Below are 710 nucleotides of genomic sequence, written 5' to 3'. Positions count from 1 at the left end.
ACACTCTAATTCCGACAAGCCAATCGTATCTTGATACTGCTGTTTGGCTTGCTGCTCAGAAAGATGTCCTTTATTAAGCGCTAACCAAGTCTCGGATTGAAACACGGCTCGAGCTCGTTGCTCTAAGTCGTCTATTTCACCAAATGTCAGACGAGCAATCTCCAGCGGTGCCCATCTAACCAGTACATTCCCAACATCAAACACGACATTCTTAATCACGCGAAACTCCTTTAAAGCGACCTAATCTTATGATCTCTAGATTAAATCTTTAATCACACTGTCGATATGACGCTGGACACTTTCTTGAGTTAATTTAGGCAGCAGTGCCCAAGTTTCGTGTTGCGACAAACCCAGAAAAAAATCAATCGCTTGTGAGCTGCCTAAACCAATAGGAAGTGTGTTTACTGGAACGCCAATTAACAAAGCAATCGTGATCAGACTTGCGTAGCTATCACAGACAGGATGCGCTTCTCGCTGGCGTCGCTGGGAAGAAACGTTGTTCGGGTAAACATAACTTGGTGAATACTGCTCTACACCGCGCTCTTGCCAGCTATCACCTACTCGGCGAGCGTTCGAGAAATCAATGAAAGATAGGATGTTTTGCTCAGATAAAAGAATGTTCGACGGCTTGATATCGCCATGCACAAAACCACAACGGTGCAGCTCTTCTAACTCACTCAACAACTGGTCAATAATACTTGAGATAGCAT

2 pseudogenes are annotated in these 710 nt (G+C 44.4%); both read right to left on the bottom strand.

The annotated features are described in order from the left end of the window. Positions 1–219, bottom strand: a pseudogene (locus KIV40_RS32770) (HAD family phosphatase); the annotation flags it as partial. A 36-nt stretch (positions 220–255) separates the two neighbouring features. Next, positions 256–710, bottom strand: a pseudogene (locus KIV40_RS32765) (lipopolysaccharide kinase InaA family protein); the annotation flags it as partial.

This window comes from Vibrio sp. D173a, assembly GCF_030248475.1.
The sequence above is the reverse complement of the archived record's forward strand: the minus strand, read 5'-3'. Positions and strand labels throughout refer to the sequence as shown.